At 74.9% G+C, this 26,273-nt stretch carries 24 protein-coding genes; 12 read left to right on the top strand and 12 right to left on the bottom strand.

Annotated features, from left to right (window positions below):
- The first annotated feature begins 12 nt into the window (after positions 1 to 12).
- From AMK19_RS18215 to AMK19_RS36035, 4 genes are read left to right on the top strand one after another with little or no spacing between them, the layout of a single operon-like run.
- The gene (locus tag AMK19_RS18215) at positions 13 to 945 is read left to right on the top strand and encodes a 3-oxoacyl-[acyl-carrier-protein] synthase III C-terminal domain-containing protein (protein ID WP_073812921.1); all 933 of its coding nucleotides are present in this window, start codon (positions 13 to 15) and stop codon (positions 943 to 945) included.
- A gap of 42 nt (positions 946 to 987) precedes the next feature.
- Positions 988 to 1,317 carry an acyl carrier protein gene (locus AMK19_RS18210; RefSeq protein WP_083646991.1) on the top strand — a complete coding sequence of 110 codons (330 nt, stop codon included), beginning with the start codon at positions 988 to 990 and terminating at the stop codon, positions 1,315 to 1,317.
- 4 nt (positions 1,318 to 1,321) lie between these two features.
- Positions 1,322 to 2,134, top strand: coding sequence for a hypothetical protein (locus tag AMK19_RS36040; protein ID WP_073812920.1), 813 nt, complete (start codon positions 1,322 to 1,324; stop codon positions 2,132 to 2,134).
- Positions 2,131 to 2,832 (top strand): 4'-phosphopantetheinyl transferase family protein, encoded by a 702-nt coding sequence (locus tag AMK19_RS36035; RefSeq protein WP_073812918.1) that lies wholly within the window; start codon positions 2,131 to 2,133, stop codon positions 2,830 to 2,832. The genes AMK19_RS36040 and AMK19_RS36035 overlap by 4 nt, the downstream gene beginning before the upstream one ends.
- A gap of 64 nt (positions 2,833 to 2,896) precedes the next feature.
- Here the strand turns inward: AMK19_RS36035 and AMK19_RS18195 are convergent, their stop codons facing one another.
- The 3 genes from AMK19_RS18195 to AMK19_RS18185 form a co-directional block, all read right to left on the bottom strand.
- Complete coding sequence (locus AMK19_RS18195) at positions 2,897 to 3,397, bottom strand: GNAT family N-acetyltransferase (RefSeq protein WP_073812917.1); 501 nt, start codon at positions 3,395 to 3,397, stop codon at positions 2,897 to 2,899.
- On the bottom strand, positions 3,394 to 4,698 hold the full coding sequence (locus AMK19_RS18190; RefSeq protein ID WP_073812915.1) for a DUF6271 family protein: 1,305 nt from the start codon (positions 4,696 to 4,698) through the stop codon (positions 3,394 to 3,396). Before AMK19_RS18190 ends, AMK19_RS18195 begins: the two co-directional genes overlap by 4 nt.
- 583 nt (positions 4,699 to 5,281) lie before the next feature.
- On the bottom strand, positions 5,282 to 8,194 hold the full coding sequence (locus tag AMK19_RS18185) for an AfsR/SARP family transcriptional regulator (protein WP_083646989.1): 2,913 nt from the start codon (positions 8,192 to 8,194) through the stop codon (positions 5,282 to 5,284).
- A gap of 409 nt (positions 8,195 to 8,603) precedes the next feature.
- Between AMK19_RS18185 and AMK19_RS18180 the strand changes: the two genes are divergently transcribed.
- A complete protein-coding gene (locus tag AMK19_RS18180) occupies positions 8,604 to 9,290 on the top strand; it encodes a helix-turn-helix transcriptional regulator (protein ID WP_073812912.1) in 687 nt (228 codons plus the stop codon).
- Between the two features lie 9 nt (positions 9,291 to 9,299).
- Here the strand turns inward: AMK19_RS18180 and AMK19_RS18175 are convergent, their stop codons facing one another.
- Positions 9,300 to 10,739, bottom strand: a complete 1,440-nt coding sequence (locus AMK19_RS18175; protein WP_338015795.1) for an alpha/beta hydrolase — start codon at positions 10,737 to 10,739, stop codon at positions 9,300 to 9,302.
- Positions 10,740 to 11,045: 306 nt separating this feature from the next.
- Here AMK19_RS18175 and AMK19_RS18170 point away from each other — a divergent pair, with 306 nt between their 5' ends.
- The 3 genes from AMK19_RS18170 to AMK19_RS18160 are packed head-to-tail and all read left to right on the top strand — an operon-like array spanning position 11,046 to position 14,506.
- Entirely contained in the window at positions 11,046 to 12,791 is a 1,746-nt protein-coding gene (locus tag AMK19_RS18170; protein ID WP_143200256.1) for an acyl-CoA dehydrogenase, read from the top strand.
- Positions 12,788 to 13,648 (top strand): 4'-phosphopantetheinyl transferase family protein, encoded by an 861-nt coding sequence (locus AMK19_RS18165; RefSeq protein WP_073812907.1) that lies wholly within the window; start codon positions 12,788 to 12,790, stop codon positions 13,646 to 13,648. The genes AMK19_RS18170 and AMK19_RS18165 overlap by 4 nt, the downstream gene beginning before the upstream one ends.
- Before the next feature lie 42 nt (positions 13,649 to 13,690).
- Positions 13,691 to 14,506 (top strand): AfsR/SARP family transcriptional regulator, encoded by an 816-nt coding sequence (locus AMK19_RS18160; protein WP_241844459.1) that lies wholly within the window; start codon positions 13,691 to 13,693, stop codon positions 14,504 to 14,506.
- 68 nt (positions 14,507 to 14,574) lie between these two features.
- Here AMK19_RS18160 and AMK19_RS18155 read toward each other — a convergent pair whose 3' ends face one another.
- The 3 genes from AMK19_RS18155 to AMK19_RS18145 all read right to left on the bottom strand — a co-directional run bounded on the left by AMK19_RS18155 (position 14,575) and on the right by AMK19_RS18145 (position 17,207).
- Entirely contained in the window at positions 14,575 to 14,901 is a 327-nt protein-coding gene (locus tag AMK19_RS18155) for an acyl carrier protein (protein WP_073812906.1), read from the bottom strand.
- A gap of 77 nt (positions 14,902 to 14,978) precedes the next feature.
- Positions 14,979 to 16,352: an acyltransferase domain-containing protein gene (locus tag AMK19_RS18150; protein WP_158071923.1), complete on the bottom strand. Its 1,374-nt coding sequence runs from the start codon at positions 16,350 to 16,352 to the stop codon at positions 14,979 to 14,981.
- 21 nt (positions 16,353 to 16,373) lie between these two features.
- Positions 16,374 to 17,207, bottom strand: a complete 834-nt coding sequence (locus AMK19_RS18145; RefSeq protein WP_073812904.1) for an AfsR/SARP family transcriptional regulator — start codon at positions 17,205 to 17,207, stop codon at positions 16,374 to 16,376.
- 214 nt (positions 17,208 to 17,421) lie between these two features.
- Here AMK19_RS18145 and AMK19_RS18140 point away from each other — a divergent pair, with 214 nt between their 5' ends.
- Together AMK19_RS18140 and AMK19_RS18135 are read left to right on the top strand one after the other, a co-directional pair.
- The gene (locus AMK19_RS18140; protein WP_073812903.1) at positions 17,422 to 17,919 is read left to right on the top strand and encodes an anthrone oxygenase family protein; all 498 of its coding nucleotides are present in this window, start codon (positions 17,422 to 17,424) and stop codon (positions 17,917 to 17,919) included.
- A 73-nt stretch (positions 17,920 to 17,992) separates the two neighbouring features.
- Positions 17,993 to 18,772: a cyclase family protein gene (locus tag AMK19_RS18135; RefSeq protein WP_073812901.1), complete on the top strand. Its 780-nt coding sequence runs from the start codon at positions 17,993 to 17,995 to the stop codon at positions 18,770 to 18,772.
- A 69-nt stretch (positions 18,773 to 18,841) separates the two neighbouring features.
- On the opposite strand, the gene AMK19_RS18130 is transcribed toward AMK19_RS18135, so the two are convergent.
- Positions 18,842 to 19,315, bottom strand: a complete 474-nt coding sequence (locus tag AMK19_RS18130) for a nuclear transport factor 2 family protein (RefSeq protein WP_073812899.1) — start codon at positions 19,313 to 19,315, stop codon at positions 18,842 to 18,844.
- A gap of 161 nt (positions 19,316 to 19,476) precedes the next feature.
- Between AMK19_RS18130 and AMK19_RS18125 the strand changes: the two genes are divergently transcribed.
- Together AMK19_RS18125 and AMK19_RS18120 are read left to right on the top strand one after the other, a co-directional pair.
- Positions 19,477 to 21,045 (top strand): class I adenylate-forming enzyme family protein, encoded by a 1,569-nt coding sequence (locus tag AMK19_RS18125; protein ID WP_073812898.1) that lies wholly within the window; start codon positions 19,477 to 19,479, stop codon positions 21,043 to 21,045.
- Between the two features lie 2 nt (positions 21,046 to 21,047).
- The gene (locus tag AMK19_RS18120; protein WP_073812896.1) at positions 21,048 to 22,568 is read left to right on the top strand and encodes an MFS transporter; all 1,521 of its coding nucleotides are present in this window, start codon (positions 21,048 to 21,050) and stop codon (positions 22,566 to 22,568) included.
- Between the two features lie 74 nt (positions 22,569 to 22,642).
- On the opposite strand, the gene AMK19_RS18115 is transcribed toward AMK19_RS18120, so the two are convergent.
- The 4 genes from AMK19_RS18115 to AMK19_RS18100 are packed head-to-tail and all read right to left on the bottom strand — an operon-like array spanning position 22,643 to position 26,271.
- Positions 22,643 to 23,380, bottom strand: coding sequence for an SDR family NAD(P)-dependent oxidoreductase (locus AMK19_RS18115; protein ID WP_073813074.1), 738 nt, complete (start codon positions 23,378 to 23,380; stop codon positions 22,643 to 22,645).
- Positions 23,377 to 24,351 carry an aromatase/cyclase gene (locus AMK19_RS18110; protein WP_241844458.1) on the bottom strand — a complete coding sequence of 325 codons (975 nt, stop codon included), beginning with the start codon at positions 24,349 to 24,351 and terminating at the stop codon, positions 23,377 to 23,379. Before AMK19_RS18110 ends, AMK19_RS18115 begins: the two co-directional genes overlap by 4 nt.
- 27 nt (positions 24,352 to 24,378) lie before the next feature.
- A complete protein-coding gene (locus AMK19_RS18105) occupies positions 24,379 to 25,173 on the bottom strand; it encodes an SDR family NAD(P)-dependent oxidoreductase (protein ID WP_073812894.1) in 795 nt (264 codons plus the stop codon).
- A 51-nt stretch (positions 25,174 to 25,224) separates the two neighbouring features.
- Complete coding sequence (locus AMK19_RS18100) at positions 25,225 to 26,271, bottom strand: acyltransferase domain-containing protein (protein WP_073812892.1); 1,047 nt, start codon at positions 26,269 to 26,271, stop codon at positions 25,225 to 25,227.
- Between the last annotated feature and the right edge of the window lie 2 nt (positions 26,272 to 26,273).

Raw genomic sequence — 26,273 nt, 5'->3', positions numbered from 1 at the left:
ATACTAACCGCCGTGACCGCACTGGAGGCAGTGGCCGTCCACCTCCCCCCGCGACTCGAACCGATCGAGGACGTGGGCGCGCGGATCGGCCTTACCCCACGTCAACTCCGACTCTTCCGCCGCTTCCACGGCCTGGACCAGGTGCGCCTGGACCCGGACGGGACGCTGCTCGACCTGCTGGACGCCGCCGTCCGGGCGCTGCCCGAACTGCGCGGCAACGAACACCGCATCCGGTACCTGCTGCACGCCCGCAACACGCCGGTCGCCGCGCCCTACCCGATCAACCCCCTGCACCAGCTCCAGGAACGCTTCGGCCTCACCCGCGCCGACGCCTTCACCGTCACCCAACAGGCCTGCGCCGCCTCACTGTTGGCCGTCGACCTGGCCGGACGGCTGCTCGCGGACGACGGCGACCCGTCGGCGCTGGCCCTGGTGGTGGCGGGGGAGAAGACCTTCACCCGGGACGCCCAGGTGCTCCCCGAGACCACGATCTTCGCCGAGGCCTCGACGGCCTGCCTGGTCAGCCCCGACGGCGACCGGAACCGGGTGCTGTCCTACGCGGTCCGCCAACGCCCCGAGTTCTACGGCCGACCGGCCGAGGACCCGGAGCTGATGGTCCGCTACCAGCGGGAGTACCAGCCCACCATGATCGAGACCGTGCAGGCCGCACTCGACCAGGCAGGTCTGGACCTCTCCGACATCGCGCTGCTGCTCCCGCACAACGTCAACCAGGCCTCCTGGCGGATGATCTGCCGTCAACTCGGTTACCCTGTCGAGCAGGTGGTCCTGGAGAACGTGCTCACGGTCGGACACAGCTTCGCCGCGGACGCCTTCATCAACCTCCGCACCGCCACCACCGGCGGAGCGCTCCGGCCGGGCGACCACTACCTGATCGCCGCCGCCGGCATCGGCGCCACCTTCGCGGCCATGGTCCTGCGGCACTGAGCCCGCTCCGCGTTCCCCCTTCCACCACTGGACGGTCCACCCATGTCAGAATCCGCCCTCCCCACGGCTGCCCTGCCCGCAACCGCCGTGCCCGCACACGAGTTGGTCGACCCCGAGGTCCGCGTCCGCATCCGGCGCGGCATCGAGGACATCCTGCCGCGCGTCCTGGGCGTCGAGCTCGCCGACATCCCCGCGAACGCCTGCTTCTTCGACGACTTCGGCCTCACCTCCTCCGGCATCGTCGAACTGGTCCTGGACATCGAGGAGCAACTCGCCATCCAGGTCGACGTCGAGCACCTCGCCATCGACGACATCCGCACCGTCGACAGCCTCACCGACTACGTCGTCGGGCACCACGTCGACGAGGACTGACCCGATGCCCGCCGAGACCCGCGGCCTGCGCGTGACCAGGGCGGTCGCCGCCGGATTCGACGGCCACTCCGCCGCCGCGCTCCACCCCGACCTGCGCGTCTTCACCGGCGACCTGGTCCGCCCGTACGGCCTGCCGCTGCGCGAGGACCTGCTGACCGAAGGCGCCGGGCACGACTACGGCGAGATGGCCGCCGGCCTGTTCGCGCAGGCGCTGCCCGGGGGCGAACCCGCCGACCTGCTGATCCTCGCCTTCTCCTCCCCGGACGTCCGGCCCGCCGCGCCCTCCTCGCTCCGCCTGAGCCGGCACTGCCCCGGGCAGCCGACCGCCTTCGCCGTCTGCGACCAGGGCAGCGCCACCGCCTTCGCCGCGCTGCGGATCGCCGCCGCCCACCACCGCACCGGCGGCTGCCGGCGGGCCGTGATCGTGCTCGCCGAGCAGAGCGCCCTGCACCACCGGCCCGCCGAGCCCGTCGAGCTGCCCGCCGAGCACCGCGCCGTCGTCCTGGTCTGCGAGGAGGCCCCGGGGGAGGGGATGCGGGTCCGCGGGCAGGCCGAGCCGGACGGCGTGCAGGCGCTGCGTTCCGTCCTCGACGAACACCGCCGACTCGGGCCGGGCGCACGCCTGTTGCTCGCCGCCGACCTGGCCCGTGGCGACCTCCCCGACGGCGTGGAGGCGGCCCGCCCCGGACAGCCGTTCACCGGCGTCTGGAGCCTGCTCGCCGACCGCCTCGCCGACCGCCTCCCCGGGCACGGGCCGCTGCTGGTCGCCGACCACGACCGGCGCCTGGGCCGGCTCAGCACCCTGACCCTGCCGTGAACACCCCCGTGCCGGACACCGACCCCGACGTCATCGACGTCTGGAGCATCCCCACCGACCGGCCCCCGGCCGTCGTCCGCCGGCTGTACGGCCTGCTCGACGCCGAGGAACGGGAGCGGGCCGACCGGGCCCACGACCCGCGGCAGGGCGCGCGCTTCACCGTGGTCCGGGGCGTCGTCCGGCTGCTGGTCGCCGAACGGCTCGCCGTCGCGCCCGCCGACCTGGGGTGGCGGCGCGGCCCGCACGGCAGGCCCAGCCCCGCGGTCGACAGCGGGATCGACGTCAACTGGTCCGCCTCGGGCGCCCTCGCGCTGCTCGCCGTCGCGGACGGGCGCCGGGTCGGCGCGGACGTCGAGCAGCTCCGCCCGCCCGGCGTCGGCGCCCGGATCGCCCGCCGCCACTTCCCGCCCGCCGACGCGGCCCTCGTCCTCGACGCGCCCACCCCGGCCGACGGCGCCGAGCACTTCACCCGGCTCTGGTGTCGCCGCGAGGCCTGCGTCAAGGTGTACGGCGGCCGGCTCGCCCAGGGCCTCGGCCTCCCGCTCGCCGGGCCCTCGCCGCTGCGCCTGCCCGACGCGGGCCCGCTCGGCCCCGGCCCGCTCCGGCTGGCCGACGTCCCCGTCCCGGGCCCGTTCCGCGCGGCGGTCGCCGCCGACGGGGACCGCCCCTTCACCGTCCGCCGGCATCACTGGGCCTGACCGGCCGACAGCACGAAGAGCCCGACCGGCCAGGATGCCGGTCGGGCTCGACGTCGTGGTGCCGTCAGCCCACGGGCCTCGACATGTAGACCGCGCGCCGCCCGTAGGACGCGGGCAGGGACACCTCCCGGTGCGCGCGGTAGCCGAAGAAGCGCAGCAGGATGTCGGAGCCGCGCACCGCGACCATCGAGATCTGCGTGAAGCCCCCCTCCACCGCCCGCGCGTGCACGTGGTCCATGAGGTTCGAGGCGAGCTCCCGGCCGCGCAACTCCTCGGCCAGCACCAGGTCGTGCACGTGCAGGTTGTCCGACTCGACCGCCCCGTCCTGCTCCGGCACGGCGAGGTCCGGGCACTCCAGCGGTGGGTACGGCAGGCTCAGCAGGTAGCCGCGGACGGCGCCGTGCTGCTCCAGCACGTAGCAGGTCTCCGGCGAGCGGCGGGCCCGGGACTGCAGCGCCTCGCGGCCCTCGGAGAGGCCGTCGGCCGCGTAGGCGTCGTGCTCCAGCGCGACCACGGCGTCCCAGTCCCCGTCGGCCAGCTGCCGGATCAGGAACTCCCCGGTCACCCGCCGAGCCCCCGCTCGCGGGCGGCGGCCACCATCGGCGCCCAGGCCTCGATCAGCACGGCCCAGCGCTCGGCGTCCTCCCGGGCCTCGTCCAGGAGCTGCTGCCGCTGCCCGGCCACCGCGTCCGCCAGGTCGGCGTACTTGCCGCCCAGCTTGCGGTACAGGCGGTCCACCTCGTCCAGGCACTGCTCGTTCACGTCCCGGTCCAGGTCGATGGTGCTCCGCACCAGGCCGAGGATCGGTTCGACCTTCAACTCGTGCCGCTCGTCGAGCAGTTCGCGTCCGAGGTCGATCATCTGGCCGTACACCGGGTACAGGTACAGCATCGAGAGCAGCATCTTCACGAAGCGCAGCTGGTACGAGACGAACCCGGGGCCGACCCGGCGTTCGGGCGTGTAGTAGTTGACGATGTGCCGCTTGTGGACGACGGCGGGCAGCTCGGCGTGCACCAGGGCGTGCAGCAGGGCGTAGTCGGCGCCGATGGTGCGCAGCGAGGGCACCAGCGGCAGCACCTCGTAACCCCGGTGGTCCAGGGCGACGTTGCACATGTAGACGTCCCAGATGTCCGGCACGCCGAGCACCGAGTCGTCGCGGTCGAAGGTCTCCGGCTCGGCGCCCTTGAAGGAGATCTCCACCATGGCGTCCTGCTGCTCCCGGGTCCACACCCGCGGCGTCCACAGGCGCACCAGGTCCCGGTAGACCTCCGGGTCCAGCTCGTTGATCTCGCCGATGTCCACGTTGAGTTCGCCCATGAAGGAGGCGCTGACCAGCATCACCGGCCGGTCCGCGTCCGCCGGGTCGAGCTCGGAGCGGGCCACCCCGGCCAGCGCCTCCCCGGCCGGCTTGCCGAGGGACAGCAGCTCGTGGTGGATCGGGAACATCTTGTCGCCGTCGACGACCCGGTAGTCGAAGTCGTCGTTGCGCAGGTGCGCCGAGGTGCAGCCGAGGGCGGCGGCGCCCAGGAAGATCCGGTTGACGCAGGAGCCGTACGCGACGTCCGACGGCAGCATCAGGTCGAGCAGCAGCTCGGGGTCGGCGCCGCCGGAGCGCCGCGCCACGTCGAGGAAGAACGCCCGCTGCGCCTCGTTGCCGAGGTGGTGGACGAACACGCCGGGGGCGGGGGTCAGCGCGGCCACGGCGTCCGCGTTCTTGGCGAACTCGGCGGCCACGGTGGTGTCCAGGACGAGGAGGTGGACCTCGACCCCGAAGGTCGCGACGGCGTAGGCCGCCTCCTCGGCGAGATCCACGATGGTGCCGGGACAGGCCCGCATGGTGGGCAGGGCGAGGCAGACTCGTTGCATGGTGTGGGAATCTCCGTCTGATCGTCAGATGCGGTGCGGCAGTGGCCGGTCGAGCGAGGACCCGGAGCCCGGACCGGCCCGTCGCGCCGTCCCGGACCAGGGCCTGTCCGGCCGACGGCGGGTGCGGAAGGCTGCGGCGGCACCGTGGATGACCTGGTTCGCCCCACACTGGACCAGCCCGAACCGGGGTGTCAACGCTCTGCTCGCGGGCCGCCCGCACCGCCCGCCGACACTGCCCGATGGGGCAGTCGGCACTGCCCCGGGGCGGGCCCGGAGCGGATCGGTTCGCGTGCGCTTCGGGACCCTCCGGGTGAACGGAGAACGGTCGCGCGGAATCCGGCGGGGAATCGCCCGCGGCCGGCCCGGCCCGACTTCCGTACCCGAAGTCCGTCGGGCCCGGACCCGGCCCGGCCGATTGATCTCCTGAACGCCTATTCGCCGCTTCGGCACCCGCTCCGAAATCGATTCGTGATGATCGTTGCGCACCCTGCGCCGAATATCTCGGGGAGATCACGGATTTGCGGGGGAGATGTTCCGGATTCGGCGAAGGCCTTCGAATTCGGGCCGCCCCGAAGGGCGCCGGCTACGCCAGGCAGGCCCGGCCGCGGTCCTGCTCCCCGAGGTCGAGCAGCGCCCGCCCGACGGCGGCCAGCGCGTTCGCCCGGCGGTGCTCCAGGCCGAGCTTCCGGGCGATCGCCAGCGCCTGTTCGGCCGCCTCCAGCGCCTGGGCCGGCCGCCCGGCGGCCCGGCAGGACTCGGCCAGGCCGACCAGCACTCCCGGCATCCGGTCCCGCGCCCCGAGCGCGCGCAGCGCCCCCAGGCACTCCCGGTAGTCCTCGCACGCCGCCTCGAACCGGCCCATCCCGTGCAGCGCCGTCGCCCGGGCGTACAGCATGTGCACCTGGCCGACGAAGTCGCCGAGCTCCGTGAAGGCCGTCAGGCTGCGTTCGGCCCGGCGCCGCGCCGACTCCGGCCGGTCCACGGCGAGGTCGACCAGCGCCGCCATCCCCTCGACGAAGGCCTGCAAGGACGGGTCGCCCAGCTCGGCGCTCAGCGCGACCGCCTCGTCGCACCGGGCCGTCACCTCCTCGTCCGTGCAGTGCGGGAGGCCGGTCAGCGCCAGCACGATCAGCGCGCCGGGCAGCAGCGCCGCCTGCCCCGTCCGCCGGGCCAGCGCCACCACCCGGGCCGCCTCGGACCGGGCCTGCAGGGTGCGCTGGAACTCCCGCTGCGCCCACATCAGCGTGTACCGGGCCCGCGCCTCGCTCTCCGGCAGGCCCGCCGCCGCGGTGGCCTCCGCGACCCGTCCGGCCAGGTCGCACAGCTCCGGCACGGCCATGCCCAGGTCGATCAGCTGGATCAGCACCAGCGTCAGGTCCGCGACCACCGCCAGCGGGCCGTCCGGGTCCCGGGTGGCCTGCTCGGCGACCGCCAGCACGGCGGCGATCTCCTGCCTGGCCCAGCGCAGCCCCTCGGCCGGCCCGCCGAAGGCCGATCCGGTGCGGGCCGGTGCGCCGGCCTCCGCCGCCACCAGGTCCGGGAACGGGTAGCCGGGCCGGACCACCCGGTACAGGCCCGCCACCGTCACCAGGTAGTGCCGCAGCAGCCGTTCGACGGCGGCCCGCCCGGCGGCGTCCCCGTCCACCTCCCGGACCAGCTCGCGGGCGAACAGCCGCAGCAGGTCGTGGTAGTGGTAGCGGCCGGGGTACGGGCAGGACAGCAGCCCCAGATCGGTCAGCGACTCGGCCAGCCGCTCGGCCTCCGGCTCCGGCAGCCCCAGCAGCACCGCGGCCGCCGCCGAGGACACCCCCGGGCCGTCCGCCAACGACAGCAGCCGGAACGCGCGGGCGGTCTCCGCGTCGAGCTGGTCGTAGCTGAGCCGGAACGACGCGGCGACCGCCAGCTCCCCGGCCTCCAACTCGGCCAGCCGCCGCCGCTCGGACGCCAGCCGGTCCGCCATGTGCGAGAGCTGCCAGGCCGGGCGGGCCGCCAGCCGGGACGCCGCCGTCCGCACCGCCAGCGGCAGGAACCCGCAGGCCGCCGCCACCCGACGGGCCGCCGCCGGCTCGGCCGTCACCCGCCGCTCCCCGGCGATCGCCGTGAGCAGCCGCACCGACTCGTCCGGGGTCAGCGGCTCCAGGGCGACCTGCCGGGTCATCGCCATGCCCGACAGCCAGGCCCGGCCGGTCACCAGCACCGCGCAGGAGCGGCTGCCGGGCAGCAGCGGACCGACCTGCCGGCTGTCGCGGGCGTCGTCCAGCACGATCAGCACCCGCAGGCCCGCCACCCGGGACCGGAACATGGCGGCCCGGTCCGCCGTCCCCTGCGGGATCGCCGCGTCGGCCACGCCCAGCGCGCCCAGGAAGCCGGCCAGCACCTCGCCCGGATCGGCGGGGAACGCCCCGGCCCCCTGCAGGTTCACGTACAGCTGGCCGTCCGGGTACTGCCCGCCCACCGCGTGCGCGACGTGCACCGCCAGCGCCGACTTGCCGACCCCGCCCAGGCCCGACACCCCCACCACCGGCATCGCCGGACCGCCGGGCGCCAGGTCCGCGCAGAGCGCCGCGCAGAGCCCGTCCCGGCCGGTCCAGTCGGCGATGTCGGCGGGCAGCTGGGCCGGCGCGAGCGGCGCGGACCCGGTCGGACCGCCGCCCGGCTCGAACGCCGGCGCGGGCGCCGCGGTCGGCGCGGCCAGCTTCGGCTCGCCCGACAGCACGCCCAGGTGCAGCTCGCGCAGCCGCGGCCCCGGATCGACCCCCAGCTGCTCCAGCAGCGTGCGGCGGGCGTCCGCGTACACGCCCAGCGCCTCGGCCTGCCGCCCGCTGCGGTACAGCGCCAGCATCAGCAGCTCGCGCATCGGCTCCAGCAGCGGGTACTGGCTGACCCATATGGTCAGCTCGCCGATCACCTCCGCGTGCCGCCCGGCCTCCAACTCGGTCTCCAGCCAAGCCTGGACGGCGTTCAGCCGGCGCTCGACCAGCCGGGCCCGGTGCGCCTGGGCGAGCGGCCCGGGCAGCCCGGCGAGCGGCTCGCCGTGCCACAGCCCGCAGGCCTCCCGCAGCAGCCCGAGCGCCCCGGCGGTGTCCCCCAGCGCGCGGGCCCGGCCCGCCGCCGCGACCCGGTTCTCGAACACCTCGGCGTCCGTGCCGTCGGCCGGGAGCCGCAGCACGTAGCCGCTGCCCGAGGACACCAGCACCGTCGGGTGCACCCGGTCCGGCTCCAACACCCGCCGCAGCCGCGACACGTACGTGCGCACGATGGCGGCGGCGCGGGCCGGCGGCTCCTCCCACAGCGCGTCGAGCAGCTCGTCGACGGACACGATCCGGCGGGCCCGCAGCGCCAACGCGGTCAGCAGCGCCCGCTGCTGCGGCGGGCCGAGCTCCAACTCCCGCTCCCCGCACCAGGCCTGCACCGGCCCGAGCAGACACAGGCGCAGCCGCTCCCCGCCGTCCGCCGCCGGGGCCGACGTACCGTGGGGCTCTCCGATTTCCGTCATCGTCAGAAGGTAGCGGTTCGGACCGCCGGACCGCCGGGCCGGGGCGGGTGCAATTCCACCGCCGCGGGCGGGACTTGTCGCTCACCCGCCCGCGCGCATTCGATTCCGCCGGGCCGCGGGCCGCGGGCCGTCCTGCCGGTGGGCAAAGGAATGGAAATTTCTCCCGGGGAACGGGAACCAACGGCGCAGATGCGCATCCGTCAATCTTTTATTGACCGGCGGCGGATAGCTTGGCCCGTGTCCGCCGAACCTCCGACGGACACGGGGAACTCCCGCGGCGCCGGCCGGGCCGCGGGAGGAGGGACGGCGTCTCGTGCGGACGACGCCGGCCGGCCGGTTCTGACGGTGCGCCACCGCCTGTGGGGGGCGGTGGGCGCACCGCCGAGCGCAACGAAAGGAATCCAGCGCCGTGCTGCAGTACGCCGACGACGTCCGTACGACGATCCGACCCATCCCGACGCAGACCACCCGGACGATCCCGGTGGCCGTCCACGCCCTGGACCCGCTCTCCAGGGCCGGAGTGGTGAGCTTCCTCCGGCAGTGCCCGGAGGTGTCGCTGGTGGACGACAACCACCAGGGCCGGACCGGCGTGACCCTGCTGGTCGCCGACACCTTCGACGAGACGGCCCTGACCAGCCTGTCCCGGCTCGTCCGGGCCGAGCGCACCCGCGTGGTGCTGGTCCTGGACCGGATCCAGGAACCGGAACTGCTCAACGTCGTCTCGCTCGGGGTGACCGCCATCCTGTGGCGCCGCGAGGTGACCAGGGAACGCCTGCGCCAAGCCGTCCTCACCGCCGACCGGGGCCACGGCGACCTCCCGCCCGACCTGCTGGGCAAGCTGATCGGCTGCATGGGCCGGCAGCGCGGCGGCGACGGCCAGGCGCACGAGAGCGGCTCCACCGACTTCGGCATGCTGCCGCGCGAGGTGGACGTGCTGCGCCTGGTCGCCGACGGCATGGACACCGGGGAGATCGCGGGCAAGCTGCTCTACTCGGAGCGGACGATCAAGAACATCATCCACACCGTCACGACGCGCTTCCAACTGCGCAACCGCGCCCACGCGGTGGCGTACGCGCTGCGCGAGGGCTACATCTAGCCCCGCCGCTCAGGCGGGTCCGGCCGAGCAGGCGAGGTCGCCGTCCGGGAGCCGGCCCGTGGTCAGGTAGCGCGTGGTGGGCGCGTCCGCGCAGGACCCCCGGCCGTAGACGCCGTGTCCCTCTCCGCCCAGGACGGTGATCATCCGGGAGCCGTGCAGGGACCGGTGCATGCTCCGGGCGGCGTCCAGGGGAGTCTGGGAGTCCCACTCGTTCTGCACGATCAGCGCCCGGACGTCGTTGTCCACCGTGGTCGGGGCCTCGGCGCCGGGCTTCCAGAAGGCGCACGGCTTGATGCCGGCCGCGAAGTCGCCGTACAGCGGGTACTGGGCCCTGCCGCGGAGGGCGTCGCGCCGGTACTGCTCGGGGTCGTGCGGCCAGGACGCGGCGGTGTCGCCGCACATGATCGTCCACAGGCTCGCGAGCTGGTTCTCCGGGGGGAGTTCGGGGTCGGGCGCCGGTGCGGCGGGCCGGCCGTCCTCGGCGGCCTTCTTCAGCCCGGCGACCCACTCGGCGGCCTTCTGCCTCGTGAAGAAGATGTCGCGTGCGGCGCGGATGTCGTCGCCGGTGAGGGGGCCGTCGCCGGAGTCGACGGGCCGGCGGTCCGCCCGGGCGACGACGTTCCAGAACGCGGCGCGGACGTCGGCCGGGGTCCGGCCCAGGTGGTAGGTGGCGTCCTGTCCTGCGGTCCACTCGCTCCACCGCGTGAAGGCGGGCTCGGTCGCCTGCGCCATCTGCTGGAAGGTGCCCCGCCCGTACTGGGTGGGGTCGACCGCGCTGTCCAGCACGAACCGGTCGGCCCGCCGGGGGAACATCTGCAGGTAGACGGCGCCGAGATAGGTGCCGTACGAGCCCCCGTAGTAGGAGATCCGCTGCTCTCCCAGCACGGTGCGGACGAGGTCCATGTCGCGGGCGGTGTTGCGGGTGGTGATGTGCCGCAGCTCGTCCCCCGCCGCGGCGGCGCACTTGTCGGCCACCGTGCGCGCCCACTGCACGTCCTTCGCGAAGGTCTCGGGGTGGTACGCGCGGTCGATGTTCAGCTCGTCGGGAGTCAGGCCGCAGCTGATCGGGGAGCTCCGCCCGACGCCCCTCGGGTCGAAGCCGACCAGGTCGTACCGGTCCTTCACCTCCTGCGGGAGGACCGGCTCCATCGCCACCGGCAGTTCCAGGCCCGACGCGCCGGGACCGCCGGGGTTGAACAGCAGGACGCCGCGCCGCTGGTGCGCACTGGCCGCCTTCGACCGGTTCACCACGACGTCGAGCTGCGCGCCGCCGGGATTGCCGTAGTCCAGCGGCACTTTGACGGCCGCGCACCGGAACGCGGCGGGCGTCTGCCGATCACACGGCCCCCAGTGGAGCGTCTGCTGCGTGTAGGGCCGCATCGGGTCCTCGGCGGCGGCCGCTCCCGGTGTCAGCGTGGCAGCCAGCACCGCGGCGGCGCCGACGGTCACGAGGGAGGGTATGCGTAGGTGTCGCACCGTCATGCTGATCCTTCGAGTGATCGGATGATGAGCCCTCCGCGTCCTCGCGGAGGCCGAGGAGCCCGGGAGCGGAAGCCGGGGCCGGGCCGGACCGATCATGGCCGTCGGGGGCGCGGCCGCACATCACGCGAAGACGGGAGAAGATCCTCCCCCGATCGAGGGAGCCACCCCGCGGGGCGGAGCGGTGGCCGCCCGGTCGAGCGGGGCTCGATCGCCGCTCCACCGGGTGGTGGAAGCGTCGAACGCCCGCCCGGTCATGCGTCCTTGGGAGCGGCAATGACGGATCGCATCATGGACACCAGTACGGCCGCAGTGCGTCACGCGGCGGTCGAGGAGGCGTTCGGCGATCCGTGGGACAGAGCCAACCCGACCGGGTTCGCGGCGCTGCTGGACGCCGATGACCGGGCCGAACTGCCCCGGGCGGCCGTGGAGTTGTATCACCGGGTCGGCATGAACGCGGAGTACGTGCCGGCCGCGCTGGGCGGCTGCCTGGAGCAGATCGACACGCTCGGGATGATGCTGCGTCCGCTGTTCCGGCGGGACGCCACGCTGGCCGTCGGGGAGGCGCTCACCTCGCTGATGGGGTCGATGGCGGTGTGGCTGGTGGGGGACGCCGAACAGCAGCGGCGGACCGCCCGGGTGCTGCTCGGCGGCGGCCGGGCGACCGTCGCCTACCAGGAGTTCAAGCACGGCAACGACTTCGTCGCGGACGAGTTCCGGGTCCGGCGCGCCGCCGACGGGACCCTGCTGCTCGGTGGGCGCAAGGCCGCCGTCAACAACGCGGACCGCGCCGCGCTGATGCTCACCTACGCCCGCACGGTCGGCCCGCAGGACCCGGAGGACGGCTATTCGCTGCTGCTGCTGGAGCCCGGCGCGATGCCCGCCGCGGCCTGCGACCGGCTGCCGCGCTACCGCACCGAGGGCACCCAGGGCCTGCAGATCTCCGGGCTGCGGTTCCGGGACTGCCCGGCGCCGGCCGGGGTGATGCTGGGGGAGTGGGGCGACGGGATCACGCTCGGGCTGCGGGCCCTCCAGGTGAACTCCGCCGCCGTGCCGTCGATGATCATCGGCATGGCGGACACCGGACTGCGCACCGCGATCCGGTTCGCCGTCGGCGGCTCGGTGCACAACAACCCTGCGAGGCTGTCCGGTTCGGCCCGCGGGGCGATCGCCGGAGCCCTGGTCGACCTGCTGGCCTGCGACAGCATCGCACTCGCCGCCACCCGCGCGCTGCACGTGCTCCCCGAGGAGTGCAACGTGCTGGCCGCCGCCGCCAAGTACCTGGTCCCCAAGATCGTGGGGGAGACCTTCTACCGGCTCTCGGCACTGATGGGCGACGCCTTCCACACCCGCAGCGGCGAGCACGCCATCTTCCAGAAGCACGTCCGGGACCTGACCATGGTGAGCTTCGGCCACGTCAGCAGCGCGGTCTGCCAGGCCACCATCGCGCCCTTCCTGCCCAGCCTGCTCGCCCACGACTGGCCGGCCGAACTCGCCGCCCCCGCCGAGCTGTTCCGCACCGACGGCACACTGCCCCCGCTGGCCTCCGAGCGGCTCGCCGCGTTCGGCGGCCGGGACGGGCTGATCGGCTGGATCGCCCGCTGCCGCGAGGAGCCGCAGCCGGCCCCGCCCGGCGACCCCGACGCCCCGCTGCTGCGCCTGCTATCCGACCAACTGGCGCTGCTGGACGTCGAGTTGGCGGCGATCCGGGAGGGCTGCCCGGCGCTGGACGGCCCCGACGGGCGGTTCGTCACCGACACCTCGGCGTTTCCGCTCACCGACCGCTACGCCCTGCTGCTGGTCGCCTGCGCCTGCCTGGGCGTCTGGCGGTGCGCCGACCCCGGCTCCTTCCAGGCCCGCCCCACCTGGCTGGTGGCCGCACTGAACCGGCTGCTGCGGCGGCTCGGCCACGCCGGGCCCCGGGTGCCGGACGCCGCCACGGCCGAGCTCGCGGCCGAGGCGCTGCGGCGCGCCCGCGGGGCGATCGGTTACGACCTGTACGGACTGGAGCTGGCCGGATGAGCAGCGGCGCCGGCCTGGTGCCACCACCGCGGCCGGTCCTCGGGCCCGCGGGCCCCTGGGAACCCGTCCGGGCCGACCTCGACCGCTACGGCGTCGCCCTGGTCCACAGCCGCCTCTCCGACTGGCCCGCCCCGCCGGGCGGCGAGGGCGAACTGCGGCGGCTGCTCGGCCGCGACTGGGCCCGCTACCGGGAGCTGGCCGGCCGCCCGCACGCCGACCGGTTCCGGGCCACCCGGCTGCTGCTCAAGCACGTCGCCGCCACCGCGGTGGGCGCCCGCCCGCACGAACTGGAGCTCGCCTACGGCCTCACCGGGCGGCTCTACGTGCGCGGCTGCGACCAGGTCGACCTCAACCTCAGCCACACCAAGGACGTCGCGCTGGTCGGCATCACCTCGCTCGGCCTGATCGGCGTCGACCTGGAGCACGAGGAGCGCCGCGTCTACGGCAGCGGCATCGAACGGGTCATGTGCACCCCCGACGAGCTGCGCCGCCTCGCCGCCTCCCCCGAGCCGGAGCGCAACCTCGCGCTGCTGCGCCGCTGGACGCTCAAGGAGGCCTACACCAAGGCGCTCGGCCAAGGCCTGGCCTTCTCGTTCACGCACTTCGGCTTCGACCTGCCCGAGTCCTGCGGCCGGGCCCGGCTGCTGCGCCCGCACGGCGACCCGGTGAACGAGCACTGGTGGACCTTCCACACCCGGCGGTTCGCCGGCGGCTACCTCGCCGCGGCCGCCGTCCGGGACGACGGCCGCGGCCGCAACCTCGACACCGGGCTCACCACCGCCCTCGACCACCGCACCGTCCAGGTGCTCTGGGAACGGCAGGCGGCGGCGGCCCACCAGCCGCGCGGCGGCGGCTGACGCACACTCGCGCACCACCACGCAACGGGGAGAAGAACCGTCATGACCAGCGCAGTACCCAGCCGCATCCGCATCGAGGTCCTCGGCCCGTTCGCGCTCACCGTCAACGGCCGCTCGGTGGCGCCCACCGCCGGCAAACCGCGCACCGTGCTGGCGCTGCTGAGCACCCGGCACGGCCGGGCGGTGCCCGCGGCGACGCTGATCCGCGAACTCTGGTCCGGCCGCCCGCCGGCCAGCGCCGCCGCCACCCTGCAGACCTACATCTTCCAGCTGCGCCGGACCCTGCGCGGGGCCGGCCTGTCCAGCCGCCTGATCAGCACCGTGCGCGGCGGCTACCGCCTGGAGCTGCCGTCGGAGGCCGTCGACGTCCACGAGTACCAGTCGCTGGCCGCCCTCGGCGACCGCGCCGCCGCCCTGGGCGCCCACGAGGACGCGGCCCGGCTGCTCCGCGAGGCGCTGCGGCTGTGGCGCGGACCCGGCGCGCTGCTCGACGTCGAACGCGGCCCGGCCCTCGAACCGGAGGCCCAGCGACTGGAGTTGAGCCGCTCGGCGCTGACCGAGCGCCGCATCGACGCCGAACTCGCGATCGGCCGGCACGCCGAACTCCTCGGCGAACTGGCCGCCCTGACGGTCCAGGACCCCATGAACGAACGTCACTGCGCCCAGCAGATGGTCGCCCTCTACCGCTGCGGCCGTCGGCTCGACGCCCTGAGCACCTTCCAACGGCTGCGCAACGGCATGGCCGCCGAACTCTCCGTCGAACCCGGCCCGGCGCTCCGGGAACTCCACCGCGCCGTCATCGACTCCGTCCCGGCCCTGGACCGCTTCACGGTGCCGCTGCAACTGCTGCCGCGCTGAGCGGCCGCCCGCTCCCGACCGCCCGCTCCCGGGCGCCCGCTCCCGACCGCCCGCTCCCGGGCGGCGGCTCACGGGCGGCGGCGTTGTCCGGCGTCGCGCGGACCGGGGGAGGGGAGGTGCTCGGGGCGCGGCGCCCGGGGCACCCGCGGCATCGTCGCCAGCATGTCCAGCAGCGAGCGGGCGGTGTCGGCGTCCTCCAGCAGGTCGAGCGGCACCGTCAGCCCGAACTCCCGTCCGACCCTGGTCAGCAACTGGGCGACCGTCAGCGAGTCGTGGCCCAGTTCGTACAGCGGCACGTCCAGGTCGCCCGGCCCGATCGGGCCGCCCGGTTCCTCGCCGCCGCACTCGCGCAGCAGGCGGGACAGCGCCGCCACGTCGATCGGCCCGTCGGCCATCGGTGTTCCCCTCTCTCGCCGGTGGCTCCGCGGCGGCTCCCCGCCCGCGGTGCGGAGCGGATGTCCGGCGGCCCCGGTCAGCCGGCGCCCCGGATCGCCTCGAAGTCGATGTGGTGGCCGCTCAGCCAGAGGCCGGCGGCGGCGGACAGCACGGCCCGCTGGTCGTCCGCGCCGCTGCCGGGCCGGGCCCGCAGCGCGCCGAAGGTCTGCGCCGCCGCACGCGCGGCCGCCGGATGGCGGCGGACCAGGGTGCCGAGCCCCTGCCCGGGGCCGGACTCCACGCACGCCCAGTCGCCGTCCGCGAAGAGCGCGTCCAGGGCGTCGCGCAGCCGCACCGGGGCGGCCGCGAGGTCGGTCCAGTGGCGCAGGTCCTGGGCCGCGTCGGCGGACAGCCGGGCGCCCACCGACGGTGAGTAGAGCGGCAGCCGGGGCGGTCGCAGGACGGTGGCGGGCAGCCGCGCGGCCACCCCGGCGCAGGCCTGCGCCAGGTGCGGGGTGTGGAAGGCCGCCTCGGTGCGCACCGGCAGGCACTCGTACCCGGCGCCGGTCAGCCGGTCGGCGGTGTCGGCCAGGGCGCGCCCTGGGCCGGCCGCCAGCACCGTCTGGGCCGGGCCGTTCAGGGCGGCCACCGCCACCCCGTCGGCCAGCTGCCCGCGCACCTCCTCGACACCGGCGGCCACCGCCAGCATCCCGCCGGGGGCCAGCGCGGCGGTCTCCTCGGCGAGCAGCGCCAGCAGCCGCACCGCGTCCTCCAGCGCCATCACGCCGGCCAGCACGGCGGCGACCAGTTCGCCGATCCCCTGGCCGAGCAGCGCGGCCGGGCGCACCCCCCAGCCGACCAGCATCCGGGCCAACGCGTGGTCCACCGCGAACAGTTGGAGCAAGGAGTGGTGGATCCGGGCGGCGCGCCCCGGGCCGAACGCGTCCCGGCGGGTGCGGGCGGCGGGTTCGGCCAGCCAGTCCTCGCGGACGCCGCGGCCGGCCAGGTCGAACACCTCGTCGGCGGCCCGGGTGAACACCGGGTCCCACCCGTAGCAGCCGCGGGCCATCCGGGGACGCTGGGCGCCCTGGCCGGGCAGCAGCAGCACCACCGGCAGCGGCGCGGCGCCGACCTGCCGGACCTGCGCGGCCCCCGACGACGGCGCGGACGACGGCGCGGACGACGACGCCGACGGGACCGGCCCGTCCAGCAGGGCGAGCGCCTCGGCGCAGTCGGCGGCCACCACGGCCCCGCGCACCGGGCCCGGTTCGGCCTGCCCCCACACCTGAGCAGCCCGGGCGAACCCGCTCTCGCCACGGGCTCGCAGCCAGCGGCGCAGCGAGCGCCGGACGTTCCGCTCGTCCCGCAGGTCGGCCGCCGACCAGACCATCAGCCGGGGGCGCCGGGCGGTGTCCCGGTCCGGCGCCGCGGGTGCGGGGCCGCCGAGGCCGCCGCCGCGGACGATCTGCATGACCCTGCCCCCCGCCATCGGTCAACCGGTCAGTTCGTGGGCCGATCGGGTCGGCGCCCAGCGCCCGACGCCGTCCAACTCGGGCGAGGACTCCAGGATCGCCCGCTGGAGGTGCTGCAGCCGGGCCGACGGCTCCAGCCCGAACTCCTCGACCAGGGTGGCGCGCAGCCGCTGGTAGATGTCCAGGGCGCGCCACTGCCGGCCGCACCGGTACAGCGCGACCATGTGCAGCGCGTGCAGGTTCTCGTGCCAGGGGTGCTCGGCGGCCAGCACGGCCAGCTCGCCGAGGAGCGTGTGGTGACGGCCGAGGCGCAGGTCCGCCTCGATGCGGCGCTCCAGGATGCCCAACCGGGTCTCCTCCAGCCGCATCACCTCGATCGCCAGCCGCGGGCCGGTCTGCACGTCGGCCAGCATCGGGCCGCGCCACAGCGCCAGCGCGGAGCCGAGCAGCCGGGAGGCCGCCTCCGGGTCGTTGGCCTCCTGGGCCCGGCTGCCGGCCGTCGCCAGCCGCTCGAACTGCTGGACGTCGGTCTCCTCGCCGCGCAGGTCCAGCAGGTACCCGTTGTAGCGGGTGGCCAGCACGGACTTGGCGCCGGCCGCCGGGTCGGCGTGGCCCTGGTCGGCGAGCGCCCGCTGCACCTGGCGGCGCAGCTGGAGGATGTAGGTCTGCAGGGTGGTGGCCGCGCTCCGGGGCATCGCGTGGTCCCAGAGCTCCTCCATCAGCGAGGTCACCGGGACGACCTGGCCCGCCGAGAGTGCCAGCAGCGCCAGGATCTGACGGGGCTTGGCCGCGCTCGGTGCGACGGATCTGCCGTCCTCGGTGGCCTCGAACTCGCCCAAGACGCGGACCTTCATGGCGGTACCCCCTGTGTTCCCACGATCTTGGGATCCCATTCTCGACAGCAGGGGGGCTGACAGGACAGTGTCAGGATCATGGGAAATCCGTGATTCCGTCACGGGTGCACCCGGTCACCGATCACGGTCCCGCCGCCGGGCCGGCGGTCTTGAGCAGGTCTCTAGCACCGGCCCCGATCCTTCCCCCAGGACTACCCACGAAGGAGGCGGCACCGTGCCGTTCCGCGTCTTCCTCCACCTGGCCGCCGTGTCGGCCGGGCTCTTCGCCGGCTTCTGCTTCTGCTACGCCGTCGTCGTCACGCCCGCCCTGGAGCGGCTGGACGACGAGGCGTACGTGACGACGATGCGCCGGCTCAACGAGGCGGTGCCGGGTGTGCTGTTCTTCCTGGTGATCGTGGGTTCGGTGGTCTGGCCGCTGCTCGCGTTCCTGACCCGCACGCCGTGGCGCGGCGCCGACACCCGGGTCTGGCTGATCGGTGCGGCCGCCCTGCTCTCGCTCGCCGCCTTCGTGGTCTCGCTGGCGGTGGAGGTGCCGATGAACACCCGGCTGGCCGAGGCGGTCACCACCACCCCGGAGCAGTTCCACCAGGCCCGGGCCGCCATCGAGCACGCCTGGAACAACTGGCACGTGGTGCGCACCGTCTGCGCGGTGCTCTCGGCGCTGCTCCTGGTCGGCGCCTGCCTGCGGCCGGACAAGGCCGCCGGCGTGTGACCGGCGGGCCCGCGCACCCCCTGCACCCGAACAAGCCAACGATGCCCCGTCAATGCGAAAGGGCCGAGCGCCCGTGCGACTGATCGACCTCTCCTCACCTGTGGACGCCTCCGGCTGGGAACCCGAGCCGGTCACCCACGCGGTGATGTCGGCCGCCGAGGGCGCCCGGCACATGACCGACGGCATGCGCAAGAACTTCGGCATCGACCTGCGCCCGGAGGAACTGCCGGGCGGCGAGTTCCTCACCAACGACATGCTCTACCTCTCCTCGCACACCGGCACCCACGTCGACGCCCCCGCGCACTACGGCACCCGCGCCGACGGGCAGGCGGCCCGCACCATCGACGAGATGCCGCTGGACTGGTTCGACCGGCCCGCCTTCGTGCTGGACGTCCGGGACGTCGCGGGCCGCACCGTGGACGCGGCCGCCGTGGAGCTGGCCCTGAAGGCCATCGACCACCGGCCGCAGCCGATGGACATCGCACTGTTCCGCACCGGCGCCGCCGAATGGGCCGGCACCCGGCGCTACTTCACCGACTTCATCGGCCTGGACGGCTCGGCCGTCCGGTACCTGATGGACCTGGGGGTGCGGGTGATCGGCACCGACGCGTTCAGCCTGGACGCCCCGTTCGGCGCCATCATCGAGAAGTACCGGGCCACCGGCGACCCCGGAGTGCTCTGGCCGGCGCACTTCGCCGGCCGGGAGCGCGAGTACTGCCAGATCGAGCGGCTCTCCAACCTGGAGGCGCTGCCCGCGCCGCACGGCTTCTCGGTGACCTGCTTCCCCGTCAAGATCCGGGGCGGCGGCGCAGGTTGGACCAGGGCGGTGGCCCGGGTGACCGACCCCGAGTGACTTTCCGCGCACGCGCAGGTGCCCGGTACGGCCACGAGCCGTACCGGGCACACCCGTGTGCGCGGGCCGTCAGTCGCGCGGCGGCAGGTCGTCGCGCAGCACGTGCCGGCTGCGGATCCGCCAGCCGCCGTCCGCCTGGCGCACCAGCACGTCCTGGCAGGACGTCATGCAGTAGATGCCGGTGGGCTGTCCGGGCAGCGTGGTGAAGACCGCGACGTAGGAGCGGGTGCGCACCACCGCGGCCGTCTCGTCCTCGGGCTCGACGGCGAGCATGGTCATCACGTGCCGGCGGGTGACGCCGGTGGGCCTGCGGGCCTCCTCGGCGGCCAGGGTGGCCGTCTCGATGGTCTCCCGCCCGCGGACCGGCGCCGGGAGGGCGTTGCTGTCGAAGACGCCGTCCTCGGTGAAGCCGAGCGCCCAGGTGAGGGCGTCGCCGTCGTCGATGGCCTGCATGTGGCGGGCGTAGAACTGCTGGATCGCGGTGTACAGCTGGGCGTCGGTGCTGCTGCCCGACGGCGCCAACGGGCTGAACAGGTCGGTCATGAGGGCTCCTTGCCGGAGTGGGCGTGCGGTGCGGGGCGACGATGCCAGCCGGCTCTGGAGCCCTGGCGGAGCCGGGCGGCTCCGGCGTCGGTCGAGCGGCTGTCGAGTGGACCGCCCGACGATGGCGCGGAGGTCCGTCCCGTGTGCCGCAGGAGGCGAACATGGTCGAAGTCACCGCCCTGTCCGAGACCGCCGAGGCGGTCAGCAGCGGTGGTCCGCTGCCCGACGTGCCGACCGGCACCGCCGACCGGTTGCTCTCCCGGGCGGCCGCCGCCCGCCCGGACGCGCCCGCCGTGATCGTGCCCGGCGGCGCGGAGCTGACGTTCGCGCAGCTGGACGAGCGCGCCGACGCCTACGCCCGGGGCCTGCGGCGGCTGCTGGGCGACTCCGGCGCGGTGGTGCTGCTGTCCGCCGCGATGACGCCCGACTTCGGCGCGCTGTACCACGGCATCATCCGCAGCGGTAACACCGTCGCCCCGGTCAACCCGTTCTATCCGCCGCACCTGCTGAAGCACGTCGCGGCGCTCTCCGGCGCCCGGGCCGCCGTCCTGACCCCCGAGGCGCACGCCCGGCTGGCCGCGCTCCGTGGCGAACTGCCGCAGCTGGAGCACCTTTTCACCCTCGACGAGGCCGCCGGGGAGCTGCCGCGCCAGGGCGGCCCGGCGGCCGCCGGCGGCGCAGGGACCGCCTGCCTGCTGTTCACCAGCGGCTCCACCGGCAGCCCCAAGGCCGTCCGGCTCAGCCACCGCAACCTGCTGACCGGCGCCACCCAACTGGCCGCCGCGCACGGCCAGGGCCCCGACTCGCTGGTGCTCAACGGCCTGCCGATCTACCACCCGATGCACCTCAACGCCTCGCTGCACGCGGGCGCGACCCACGTGCTCTCCGGCAACGACATCGGCGAGGCGCTGCGGCACGCCGACGACCACCGGGCCACGCACTTCTACACCCTGCCGTTCCGGCTGGTCGCGGCCGCCAACGCGCCCGAGCCGCCCGGCCCGGCGCCGCGCGCGCTGCGGATGCTCTCCACCGGCGGCGCCCCGCTGCGCCCCGCCGTGCTGCGCAGGCTGGAGGAGCGGTTCGGCGCGCCGGTGCTCCAGGGCTACGGCCTCTCCGAGACCTCCTCGCTGGCCACCTCGGACCGGCCGGACACCCGCTGCCCCGGCTCGGTGGGCCGCCCGCTGCCCGGCAGCCGGCTGCGGGTGATCGACCCGCGCACCGGAGTCCCGCTGCCGGCGGGCGAGTTGGGCGAGGTCCAGATCCAGGGCCCGAACGTGATGCAGGGCTACCTGGCCGTCCCGTCGGCGGTGGACGCCGAGGGCTGGCTCTCCACCGGTGACATCGGCCGGCTGGACGCGGCGGGCAACCTGTTCTTCCTGGACCGGGTGCGCGACGTCTTCGAGGCCGCCGACGGCACCCTGGTCTCCCCCGGACAGATCGAGGCGCTGCTGGACGAGCTGCCCGAGGTCGCCGAGAGCGCCGTGGTCGACGCCCCCGCAGTCGACGCGGGTACGCAGGCGCAGCCCGTCGCCTACCTGGTGACCCGCGGCCCGGCCGACGCCGCCGACCTGCTCGGGCGCGCCAACTCCGACCTGACGAAGCACCAGCAGCTGTCCCGCGTCCGGCTGGTGGACGCGCTGCCCCGGCTGCCCAACGGCAAGCTCGACCGCTCCACGCTGCGCGGGATGGCCCGCGACTCGGGAACGACGGAAAGGACCGCAACCTCATGAGCATGAGCAGTACCGCGCGCACCTCGCTGGTCACAGGTGTCGTGGTCTTCATGATCTCGCTCGACAACCTGGTGGTGACCACCGCGCTGCCGCAGATCCGCGAGCATCTGCACATCGGCATCGACGGCCTGGAATGGACCGTCAACGCCTACACGCTGACCTACGCCGTGCTGCTGCTGACCGCCTCGGCGGTCGCCGAACGGTTCGGCCGGCGACGCTTCTTCATGATCGGCATCGGCCTGTTCACCCTGGGCTCGCTGCTGTCGGCGCTCTCCTCCGACGTCGTGCTGCTGGTGGCCGGCCGGGCCGTCCAGGGGCTGGGCGCGGCGGTCCTGCTGCCGCTCACCCTGACGCTGGTGGCGGCGGCCTACCCGCCCGAGAAGCGGGCCGCCGCGCTGGGCATCTGGGGCGCCGTCGGCGGGCTCGCGGTGGCGCTCGGCCCGCTGGTCGGCGGAGTGATCGTCAAGTGGGCCTCCTGGCAGTGGATCTTCTGGATCAACGTGCCGATCGGTGTGGCCATGCTGGTGCTCACCCCGCTCTGGCTGAGCGAGCAGCGGGGCGAGCCGCGCCCGCTGGACCTGCCCGGCACGGTGCTGGCCAGCGCCGGTCTGCTGGGCGTGGTGTACGGACTGATCCGCGGCCCGCAGGCGGGCTGGACGTCCGCCGGGGTGCTGCTGCCGCTGGTCGGCGGCCTGCTGCTGCTCGCCGCCTTCCTGTGGTGGCAGCAGCGCACCGCCCACCCGATGCTGCCGCTGCGGCACTTCCGCAACCGCACCTTCGCCGCCGTCAACGTGGTGTCGCTGCTGATGTACTTCGGGATGTTCGGCTCGATCTTCCTGATCACCCAGTACCTCCAGGACGTGCAGCACGCCGGGCCGCTCGGCGCGGGCGTGCGGCTGCTCTCCTGGACCGGCCTGACCATGATCGGCGCGCCGCTCGGCGCGGTGCTGGCCGGCCGGTACGGCGGGCGGGCGCTGCTCACCGCCGGTCTGGCGCTGCAGGCGGCCGGGCTGGTCTACCTGGCGCTGGTGACCGGCACCGACACCGGCTACCCGGCCCTGGTGCCCGGCTTCGCGCTCAACGGCTTCGGCATGGGCCTGTTCTTCGGGCCCAGCGCGGACGTCGCGCTCGGCGCGGTGGAGCGCTCCGAGGAGGGCATCGCCTCGGGCGCCAACAACACGATCCGCGAGCTCGGCGGCGTCTTCGGCGTCGCGGTGCTCTCCTCGGTGTTCATCGCGCACGGCGGCTACCAGAGTGCCGCCCAGTACGTCGACGGCATGCGCCCGGCAGTCTGGATCGGCGCGGCGGTGGTGGCCGCGGGCGCCGTGGCGGCCCTGTTCATCGACCGGAACGCCGCCCGGACGCCGGCGGCGGCGGAGGCTGAGCCGGATGCCGCGGCCTCGACGGCTTCGGTGGTATCGGCGGCCTCGACGGCGCCGGCGGCCTCGGCGGCTTCGGAGGCCGGGTCGGACGGCCACCCGGTCGGCTACCTGGACCTGGTCGACGAGCTGCCCGCCGTGTGACGGACGACCTGCCCGCCGTACGACGGAGGGGGCGCGGACATCAGGTCCGCGCCCCCTCCCGCATGTCCGGCGGCTCAGTGCCCCATGCCGCCGTCCACCTCGATCACCGCGCCGTTCACGTAGGAGCTCTCCTCGCCGGCCAGGAACGCGGCCACCGCGCCGACTTCCTCGCCGCGGCCCGGGCGGCCGGAGGCGAGCTTCGGCAGGAACTGCCCCCACAGCCGCTCGTTCGCCACCAGCGCGCTGCCCATGCCCCGGTCGACGACGCCCGGGGAGAGGCAGTTGACGGTGATTCCGTCGGCGGCCACCTCCAGGGCGGTCACCCGGGTGAGCGCCTCCACCGCCGCCTTGGTCGCGCAGTACGCGGCGGCGCCGGGCATCGGCCGGGTGGAGAGCGCCGAGGAGAGCGTGATGATCCGGCCCCAGCCGCGTTCCCGCAGCAGCGGCACGGCGGCCCGCAGGCAGTGGAAGGTGCCGCTCAGGTTGATCGACACGGCCTCCGCCCAGGCCTCGGGCGAGATCGCGGCCACCGGCCCCGGCGCGTTGACGGCGGCGTTGGCGACCACGATGTCCAGCCCGCCGAACCGGTCGACGGCGGACGCCATCGCCCGCTCCACCGAGTCCGGGTCCCGCACGTCCGTCCGGTGGAAGTGCACCCGGTCGCCGCCGCGGGCCAGCAGCGGCCCGGCGGCGGCCTCGTCCCGGGCGGCGCAGACCACCCGGGCGCCGCGGGCCAGCAGCGCTTCGGCCACCGATTCGCCGAGGCCCCGGTTGGCGCCGGTGACGACGGCGGTGCGGCCGCTCAGACTCATCGCGTCCACGCCGCCCCCTGCCGCTCGGCGTGCTGCTCGGCGAACTCCTTGGCGAGCCGCAGCGTGGCGGTGCTGTTGGCGCCCAGGTTGTGCCGGACCCGGGCGCGGGCGTCGGCCAGGGCGGTGTCCGCGCCGAGCAGCCGGGCCACCCCGTCCACGTCCAGGGTGACGCCGTGCCAGGAGGTGATCCGCACCCCGGCGCCGTGCGGCTCGACCGTCCAGCGCCCGGTGTGCGAGGCCAGCGCGCCGGGCAGCACGGTCTGCTTGTAGACCAGGGTGTGCTGCTCGGGGCGGAGCACCCGCAGCGAGACCGTGGTGTGCTCGGAGCCGTCGGGGGCCAGGGTGGCCATCTCCATCCGCTGGACGTCGCCCTGCTCGGTCAGGTCGAGCCGGCCGACGTGCGGCAGCCGCTCGGGCCACAGCTCGGCCCGGGCCAGGAACTCGAAGACCGCCTCGGCCGGCCCCTCGGCGTCCACCGAGTCGGAGAAGGCGAACCGCAGCGGCTCGCCGTCCGGGCCGGCGGTCACCGCGCGGCTCAGCGCCTCCAGTTCGGCGGTGCTGTTGCGCTCCACCGCCTGCTCGATCCATTCCGCCGCCTCCTGGTCGTCGTCCACGGCGGCGAAGTCGTGCAGCAGGGTGACCGAGGAGCCGCCGTCCGGCGCCGCCTCGATCAGCCACTCGCCGCCCATCGAGGCGACCGGCGGCGAGGAGACCACCTGTCGGAAGGTGATCCGGCGGGCCGCCGGATCCAGCGTGCGGCGCGAGGTCCAGTCCCGGACCTCGCCGTTGGCCAGCGCCCACAGGTGGATCAACTGCTGGTCGGCGTCCGGTACTTCGGTGACCTCGGCGTGTACGGTCGGGGTGAAGATCTGCGGCCATTGACCGGCGTCGGCGAGCAGTGCGTACACCTGGTCGGGATCGGCCGGCACCGTGGTGCGGTGCAGGGTGGTGCGGATGCGTGGTTCAGCCACGGCGAACCTCCTTGGAGTTCGGGTCGGTCAGTAATTGCCGAGGCCGCCGCAGACGTTGAGGGCCTGCGCGGTGATCGAGGCGGCGGTGTCGCTCGTCAGGTAGCCGACCAGGCCGGCCACCTCCTCGGGGGTGGAGTAGCGGCCGAGCGGGATCTTCGCGTGGAACTTCTCCAGCACCTGCGCCTCGGTGATCCCCCAGTGCGCGGCGTAGCCCTGCCGGACCCGCTCCGCCATCGGGGTCTCCACGTAGCCGGGGCAGACCGCGTTCACGGTGATCCCGCTGCCGGCCAGTTCCAGGCCGAGCGCCTTGGTGAAGCCGACCACGCCGTGCTTGGACGCGGAGTACGGCGCGGCCAGCATCACGCCCTGCTTGCCGCCGGTGGAGGCGATGCTGATGACGCGTCCGTGCCCGGACTCCCGCATGCCGCCGGTGGTCAGCACCTCGCGGGTGACCCGGAAGACCGCGGTGAGGTTGGTGGCGATCACGTCGTCCCAGAGCTCGTCCGGGAGTTCGGCGGTGATGCCGCCGCCGCCCCGGCCGGCGTTGTTGACCAGGATGTCCAGCGGGCCGTACGCGGCGACCGCGTCCTGCACCAGGGCGCGCACCTCGGCGGCGTCGCGGACGTCGGCGGCGCCGCCCCGGACGTCCAGGCCGCGACCGCGGAGCTTCTCCGTGACCGCCGCCACCAGGTCGGCGTCACGGGCGCAGAAGTACACCGGGTGCCCGGCCTCGGCGAGTTGCTCGACGACGGCCAGGCCGATGCCGCTGGTGCCGCCGGTGACCAGGGCGGGCCGGTGTCGGGGGGTGGTCTTCTCGACCATGGTGGGGCTCCCTGAGGTTGTGTCGTCAAAAGCCGTCTAAGGGAAGGGGGTTCAGCCTCGGGCGGCGGCCGGGGCGAGCTCGTCGAGGCCGAGCGGCCGCACCGGGTGGCCCTCCTCGACCAGGGCGCGGACCGCCCGCAGCACGTCGAGCCGGTCCGCCTCGGGCTGCCGGGCCCGGGTGCCGAGCAGCGGCACCGCCGCGCTGCGCCCGCACGCCACCTCGCGGTGCCGGCGGGCCAGCGCGGTCAGGCCCTGCCCGGGCCCGGCCTCGACCAGCAGGTGCGGGCCACGGCTCAGCAGCGCGTCCAGGGCCGGGGCGAACAGCACCGGCTCGGCGGGCTGCATCGCCCAGAACAGCGGGTCGCAGGCCGAGCCCGGGTCGAGCTCCCCGCCGACCCGGCCGGAGTAGAGCGGAACGGCCGGCGGGGACAGCCGCACCCCGGCGAAGCCGGGCAGCGCACGGCGGCAGCAGTCGGCCAGCGACGGGCTGTGGAACCCGCTCGTCGCCCTGGCCCGCATGCAGACGAGGTCGGCGGCCCGCAGCCGCTGCGCCACCTGCTCCAGCTGCGGGTCCGGGCCGGCCAGCAGCACCTGCTGCGGCCCGTTGACCGCGCCGACCACCACCTCGGCGGTGAGGTACGGCGCCAGCTGCGCGGGGGTCGCGGCGACCGCGAGCATCCCGCCGGGCGGCGCGTCGGCGATCAGCTCGACCCGCTCGGCGAGCAGCCGGACGGCGTCCGGCAGCGACAGCACGCCGGCCAGCACCGCGGCCACCGCCTCGCCGGCGCTGTGCCCGACGAACGCGGCGGGCCGCAGCCCCCAGGCGGTCAGCATCCGGGCCAGCGCGTAGTCCACCGCGAAGATCAGCGGCTGGGCCCGGGACACGTGGTCGATGTCCACCGCGGGCCGCTCGGCCAGCCAGTCGGCGAGCACCTCCTCGCCCGGCGGGCCGAGCAGCCCCAGCACCTCCTCGAAGGGCTCGGTGAACGCGGGCACCTGCCCGTAGAGGCCGCGCGCCATGTGCGGGTACTGCGAGCCCTGGCCGGGCAGCAGCAGGGCGACCGGGCGCGGCGGCCGCAGTGCGGTGTCGGCGTCCACCG

Source organism: Kitasatospora sp. CB01950 (assembly GCF_001905465.1).
GTDB lineage: Bacteria > Actinomycetota > Actinomycetes > Streptomycetales > Streptomycetaceae > Kitasatospora.
Note: the sequence above shows the minus strand (reverse complement) of the source record. Positions and strands in the feature narration are given on the sequence as shown.

Excerpts from the sequence above, each read along its gene's own strand:
- AMK19_RS36040 (WP_073812920.1), top strand. The coding sequence starts at position 1,322 with ATGCCCGCCGAGACCCGCGGCCTGCGCGTGACCAGGGCGGTCGCCGCC.
- AMK19_RS18125 (WP_073812898.1), top strand. The coding sequence starts at position 19,477 with ATGGTCGAAGTCACCGCCCTGTCCGAGACCGCCGAGGCGGTCAGCAGC.
- AMK19_RS18115 (WP_073813074.1), bottom strand. The coding sequence starts at position 23,380 with ATGAGTCTGAGCGGCCGCACCGCCGTCGTCACCGGCGCCAACCGGGGC.
- AMK19_RS18190 (WP_073812915.1), bottom strand. The coding sequence starts at position 4,698 with ATGCAACGAGTCTGCCTCGCCCTGCCCACCATGCGGGCCTGTCCCGGC.
- AMK19_RS18170 (WP_143200256.1), top strand. The coding sequence starts at position 11,046 with ATGACGGATCGCATCATGGACACCAGTACGGCCGCAGTGCGTCACGCG.
- AMK19_RS18150 (WP_158071923.1), bottom strand. The coding sequence starts at position 16,352 with ATGCAGATCGTCCGCGGCGGCGGCCTCGGCGGCCCCGCACCCGCGGCG.
- AMK19_RS18160 (WP_241844459.1), top strand. The coding sequence starts at position 13,691 with ATGACCAGCGCAGTACCCAGCCGCATCCGCATCGAGGTCCTCGGCCCG.
- AMK19_RS18155 (WP_073812906.1), bottom strand. The coding sequence starts at position 14,901 with ATGGCCGACGGGCCGATCGACGTGGCGGCGCTGTCCCGCCTGCTGCGC.
- AMK19_RS18120 (WP_073812896.1), top strand. The coding sequence starts at position 21,048 with ATGAGCAGTACCGCGCGCACCTCGCTGGTCACAGGTGTCGTGGTCTTC.
- AMK19_RS18185 (WP_083646989.1), bottom strand. The coding sequence starts at position 8,194 with ATGACGGAAATCGGAGAGCCCCACGGTACGTCGGCCCCGGCGGCGGAC.
- AMK19_RS18145 (WP_073812904.1), bottom strand. The coding sequence starts at position 17,207 with ATGAAGGTCCGCGTCTTGGGCGAGTTCGAGGCCACCGAGGACGGCAGA.
- AMK19_RS18210 (WP_083646991.1), top strand. The coding sequence starts at position 988 with ATGTCAGAATCCGCCCTCCCCACGGCTGCCCTGCCCGCAACCGCCGTG.
- AMK19_RS18105 (WP_073812894.1), bottom strand. The coding sequence starts at position 25,173 with ATGGTCGAGAAGACCACCCCCCGACACCGGCCCGCCCTGGTCACCGGC.
- AMK19_RS18130 (WP_073812899.1), bottom strand. The coding sequence starts at position 19,315 with ATGACCGACCTGTTCAGCCCGTTGGCGCCGTCGGGCAGCAGCACCGAC.
- AMK19_RS18165 (WP_073812907.1), top strand. The coding sequence starts at position 12,788 with ATGAGCAGCGGCGCCGGCCTGGTGCCACCACCGCGGCCGGTCCTCGGG.